Source organism: Bacillus sp. P4_D3 (assembly GCF_056401855.1).
This window is the reverse complement of the sequence record NZ_JBFUIN010000204.1, coordinates 1-5,662: the sequence shown is the minus strand read 5'-3', so window position 1 is coordinate 5,662 and position 5,662 is coordinate 1. Positions and strand designations below refer to the sequence as shown.

The following is a 5,662-nucleotide window of genomic DNA, read 5'->3' as shown; positions in this document are numbered from 1 at the left end:
AATCCATCATTTGTTTCAGTCATAATGCGCATTCTTTCTTTTCCCGTTTCTGATTTTGGGTCCGCAATTAATAAACAATATGATTGTTCACTACCACGCCCAACACGCCCCCTCAGCTGATGGAGCTGTGATAAACCGAAACGTTCCGCATCATAAATAACCATAACAGTCGCATTTGGTACATTCACACCTACTTCAACAACTGTTGTCGACACAAGAATTTGCACTTTATTTTCACTAAACTGTCCCATTATCTCTTCTTTTTCTTGGGATGATAGTCTCCCATGCATTAATCCAACTTGGCATTTCCCTTGATAATGATGAGTCAGCATACTATGTAAGTCGATAGCATTTTGTACATCAAGCTTCTCAGACTCTTCAATAAGAGGGCAAATAACATATGCCTGTCTTCCTTTTTTTATCTCTTTCTCCACAAAGCCGAGAACACGATCTAACATATCATGTTTTGCCCAGTACGTTTCGATTACCTTTCTACCAGCTGGCATTTCATCGATAATAGAAACGTCCATCTCTCCAAATGCAGTGATAGCTAACGTACGCGGGATTGGGGTCGCCGTCATAAACAACACATCTGGACTTTCACCTTTCTCACGTAAAACCCGGCGCTGCGCCACACCAAATCGATGCTGTTCATCGGTAATAACGAGACCTAACCTATGAAATATAACTTCGTCTTGAATTAAAGCGTGCGTCCCAACAAGGATGTCTACCTCTCCTTGTTCTAATCTCGACAAAATTTCTCGACGTCTCGCACCTTTAACAGAACTTGTTAGCAATTCAACCTTCATACCGAAATGTGAAAACGTCTCCGCGAGCGACTGATAATGTTGTTCGGCTAAAATTTCTGTAGGAACCATCAAAGCACCTTGATAATGAGCCAATTTCGCCGCATAAAGAGCAATCGCAGCAACAACTGTTTTCCCAGAACCTACATCCCCTTGCAATAATCGATTCATTCGGTACGGAGATGTCATATCTTTCATTATTTCATCTACAACCCGGCGTTGTGCACCAGTTAACGGAAACGGAAGTGCATCAGTAAACTCTTGCAATTCTACTAATGAAATTTCTTTTTTCGTCCCTTTCGAGTTTTCCCTTTCCATTTTCCGTAATGTTTGCATTTTCAACTGAAACAAGAAAAACTCCTCATATACAAAACGGCGACGCGCTTGCTTTAAGTCTTCCTGTCCCACTGGAAAATGTAACCCTCTGAGCGCTTCATAGCGTGATAATAATTTATATCGACTTAACAAACCATCTGGTAACACTTCGACTATAGAATCTCCATACTCCTTAAATGCTTGTGCAACAAAACGGCGCATCTGCTTTACTGTCAGTTTTCCTTTCACTGAATATACAGGTTCTACTTCTTGTTGTCGTACAACCGGTCCAAAATTCAGTTCTGATACAGCAATTGTTTGGCGATGCTGATCCCATTTACCAGTAATCGTTACCGTTTCATCTAGATTTAACTTTTGTTTATAGTATGGTCTATTAAAACATACAGCTGTAATTAAATAACGACCGACGAGAACACGAACTGTAAGACGTGACTTCTTCTTCCCATAATATTGCAGTAAAGGAGCACTATGAACTTTTCCCTCAACTGTTACACGCTCGTCATGCTTTACTTCAGCAAGATCTTTCATCGCATAGTCTTCATAGCGGTACGGAAAATGTTCTAATAGATGAGAAACTGTATAAATTCCCATCTCGTGTAACAACTCAGATGTTTCTCCTCCGATTCCCTTTACATCCGTAACAGGAACTTGTACAACTTCATTCAAGATTCTCACGCTCCGTCACATTATTTTCTTTGATTCATTCTATTGATTATCCATTAATATCATTGACATCTGTAATTGCTCTCTTTCACCTTATATATTCTATCATAGGCATTCTAAGAGAAACTACTCTAATCCCTCTGTATAAAGTGAAACTATAATCAGTGGGKGTTTTGTTCATCCCCCACTGATTATTAGCCTTCACCAATCGGGCGTTTACGGGCAGTTTATCTCCCACCTAACTTCTTTGCTCCAGCCGAATTTAGGGGTGGAAGTTTTACTGCCCACAAATAGCGGGATAAAACAAAGTTGTACAATACGTAAGAAAAGAGCCTCACTATTAGCAGCAAGGCTCTTTTCTATCATCAATATGCTAGCCTTTTGAATAAAAACTAGTAATAAATTTCATATCACTATTTCTTATCCATTAGCAAGTAAGTAACCCATTTATTTTCAAATCAAATCTTATCTTATTCTACAGAGAAGATGAAAGAATACACCGGTTGGTTCCCTGCATGTACTTCTACTTCTGCATCTTCAAAGTTCTCTTCTACAAATGCAACTAATTCAGCCACTTCTTCATCTGTTGCATCTTCACCTTGTAGGATCGTTACGATTTCAGAATCCTCATCAATTAGCGCTTCTAGTAATTGCTTTGCAGCTCCTACTTTCTCAGCATTTGTAGATACAATTTTCCCATCTGCAAGACACATGAAATCATCTTTTTGAATCGCTACACCGTCAATTTCCGTATCACGAACAGCATACGTAATCTGACCTGTTTTCACATGAGCTAAAGCTTCTTTCATGTTTTCTTCATTCTCTTCTAGCGTTCCAACTGGATTAAATGCTAACATTGCAGCCATACCTTGAGGAACTGTTTTTGAACGAATAACAATAACTTCTTGTTCTACAACTGACGCTGCTTGTTCTGCTGCCATCACGATATTCCCGTTATTTGGTAAGATGATGATTTTTTCAGCATTCGCCTCTTCAATCGCCTTCACAATATCCTCCGTACTCGGATTCATCGTTTGGCCACCTTCGATAACTTTCGTTGCGCCAATGCTCTCAAATAAAGTTTTAATACCCGATCCCATAGCTACAGTTACAATACCATACGGTTGTTTCTCTATTGGCTGATTCGTTTGTTCAGGCACCATGGTAGGTTCATCTAATAAAGCAGTATGCTGTTCACGCATATTTTCTACTTTGATCTTAATTAGACTACCGTAACGTTGTCCATAGTTCATAGGCTCTCCAGGATGTTCCGCATGAATATGAACCTTTACAACCTCATCATCCGATACAACAAGTAGTGAATCTCCGTACACACTAATATCTTCACGGAATTTTTGTTCAGAGAAATTATGTTCCTTCATTTTTTCAGGCTCTAATTTCACCATGAATTCCGTACAATATCCATACTTAATATCTTCTGTACTCAATTGGCTTTGTACACTACGGTGATGTTCTGCGCGTACCATGTCATTCATAGATGGTTGGGCAGGCATATTAGAAGAAATCGTTTCTCCTTTTAAGTCAGCTAAAAATCCTTCATACACAACAACAAGACCTTTACCACCGCTATCTACAACGCCAACTTGTTTTAATACAGGTAATAAATCTGGCGTACGATTTAACGATGCGTTTGCTTCTTTTACAACGTCTTCCATAAACAAAACAAAGTCGCGCTGTTTTTTCGCAACTGTCACTGCATATTTACCCGTTTCTCTTGCAACCGTTAAAATCGTTCCTTCAATTGGTTTCATAACCGCTTTGTAAGCTGCCTCTACTCCAGCTTCTAAAGCTGCAGCAAAATCAACTGTCGTTAATTCTTCTTTTTGTTCAATGGATTTAGAGAAACCACGGAATAACTGAGATAAAATAACCCCAGAGTTACCACGAGCCCCCATTAATAATCCTTTGGCTAAACTTACGCCGACTTTACCAGCATGCTGTGAAAGATTTGCTTTCACTTCACGTGCGCCTGAAGTCATTGATAAGTTCATGTTTGTACCGGTATCGCCATCTGGAACTGGAAATACGTTTAATGCATCAACAAGCTGAACATTATTTGTTAAATTATTGGCTCCTTGAATGATCATTTGTGATAAACGTTTTCCATCAATTTTTTGAATTGACACAGATTTTCCTCCTTAATGCACATTACAAGTTTATTACTTTAACTCCTTGTACGTAGATGTTTACAGAATCTACTGCTAGTCCTACAGTTTGATCTAATGTATATTTCACTTTAGTCTGCACGTTATGTGCTACTTCTGAAATTTTCGTACCATAGCTCACAATAATATACATATCAATATGTACTTCATCTTCATCTTTACGAACAATAACGCCTCTAGTGAAGTTTTCTTTTCGTAAAATGTCTGTTAATCCATCTTTTAACTGATTTTTTGATGCCATACCTACGATACCGTAGCAATCTACTGCGGCACCTCCAGCAATTGTTGCAATTACATCTGTACTAATATCAATTTGACCGTACTTCGTTTTAATTTCAATTGACATCTCGTTTCCCCCTTCATAAATGGTGAAAGTGAGCTAGACTACTTTAGTTACTATCATATAATCTTTTCAAAGAAAATTCCATCGTTCTTTCTTTTTCACTCTCATATTTTATGTTTTAAATTACATTTTTTTATGATGAGCAAAATAGTCCATTGTTATTATACAACATGTACCACTATAATATGTCAAGCAATTTTTCTTGATTTCACCTTTTCTTCATTGACATATAGTGTCAAGTATTTTTTCTTGATTTCTTTTTCCTACGGTGTTGCATTCTCTTTTTAGTTGTGTTAAATTATAGTAGTGTTTTTAGCATCGCATAAAAGGCTAACATTGAAAAATTACGTATGTTACGGTAGTTAAGGGAGGGAAATATAAATGGCTCGTGTTTGTGCTATCACTGGAAGAAAAGCTCGTTCTGGTAACTCTCGTTCTCACGCAATGAACGCTACAAAACGTAAATGGGGCGCTAACCTTCAAAAAGTTCGCGTACGCATCGACGGAAAAGTTCAACGTGTTTACGTTTCTGCTAGAGCATTAAAATCTGGCAAAATCGAACGTGTTTAATAATAAAAAAAAGAGCCGCTAGGCTCTTTTTTTATTATACCAATGGAAAAAGCACCGGTAATAGGTGCTTTTTTTAGTCTTTTTTGAAGGTATTTAACATCGCACGAACAATTCCACCAAGAAATTTAGGTAACTTAATTGTATAAAATCTCATGGTTTCCCTCCTAATCCCCATTACTCCACTTGTTCACTATATGATGCAAGGAGCAAAATTGTTTCTTCAATCAGTGCTTCTTATCATCATTAATATGCCAGAAGTAAATGAAAAATTACCTTTTTCCTCAATGAGTTCATTACTAATACAAAGTGTCGATCCCCACTCTATTGTTTTATTAGTAAGAGGGTACTTAAAACCGTGAAGTGTAATACCTTCTACCCTTTCAGTAACTGGTACAAATGATACGTATGGAAAATGTTCGTTTCCTTCAATTATATACATACCAAACTTTTTCACCATTATTTCATTTTTATTGTCCACAATACACATTTCTATGTTTACTTCTAATCCCTTTAAAAGCATCTGAATATTTGCTAAACCATGATCAAGTCTTCCACCAGTAGCACCAAAAATACGAATTAACTTTGGTTTCTGTTCTAAAGCCCAGCTAATTGCAATTTCTAAATCTGTTTGATCTTTTTCTCGCGGGACAATATGTAATTCATTTGTCTGCTGTCCCATCCATGCTAATTCCTCATCAGTAACTGAATCATAATCCCCAAACGCAACAGCCGGAGTGATTCCCCTTTTCAACAAACGG

General features: G+C 37.6%; 6 protein-coding genes. 1 reads left to right on the top strand and 5 read right to left on the bottom strand.

Features of this window, described 5'->3' with window-relative positions:
• The 3 genes from recG to AC1DTM_RS17160 all read right to left on the bottom strand — a co-directional run.
• Positions 1–1,808 (bottom strand): ATP-dependent DNA helicase RecG (recG, locus tag AC1DTM_RS17170; RefSeq protein ID WP_477000548.1); only part of this gene is annotated, 1,808 nt, incomplete at its 3' end.
• Positions 1,809–2,275: 467 nt separating this feature from the next.
• Positions 2,276–3,952 (bottom strand): DAK2 domain-containing protein, encoded by a 1,677-nt coding sequence (locus AC1DTM_RS17165; RefSeq protein ID WP_002160728.1) that lies wholly within the window; start codon positions 3,950–3,952, stop codon positions 2,276–2,278.
• Between the two features lie 22 nt (positions 3,953–3,974).
• Positions 3,975–4,337, bottom strand: coding sequence for an Asp23/Gls24 family envelope stress response protein (locus AC1DTM_RS17160; protein WP_000021109.1), 363 nt, complete (start codon positions 4,335–4,337; stop codon positions 3,975–3,977).
• A 378-nt stretch (positions 4,338–4,715) separates the two neighbouring features.
• On the opposite strand from AC1DTM_RS17160, the gene rpmB reads away from it, so the two are divergent.
• The gene (gene rpmB, locus AC1DTM_RS17155) at positions 4,716–4,904 is read left to right on the top strand and encodes a 50S ribosomal protein L28 (protein WP_000124776.1); all 189 of its coding nucleotides are present in this window, start codon (positions 4,716–4,718) and stop codon (positions 4,902–4,904) included.
• Between the two features lie 73 nt (positions 4,905–4,977).
• Here the strand turns inward: rpmB and spoVM are convergent, their stop codons facing one another.
• Both spoVM and AC1DTM_RS17145 read right to left on the bottom strand, forming a co-directional pair.
• A complete protein-coding gene (gene spoVM / locus AC1DTM_RS17150) occupies positions 4,978–5,058 on the bottom strand; it encodes a stage V sporulation protein SpoVM (protein ID WP_001213599.1) in 81 nt (26 codons plus the stop codon).
• 66 nt (positions 5,059–5,124) lie between these two features.
• Positions 5,125–5,662 (bottom strand): thiamine diphosphokinase (locus AC1DTM_RS17145; RefSeq protein WP_477000547.1); only part of this gene is annotated, 538 nt, incomplete at its 5' end.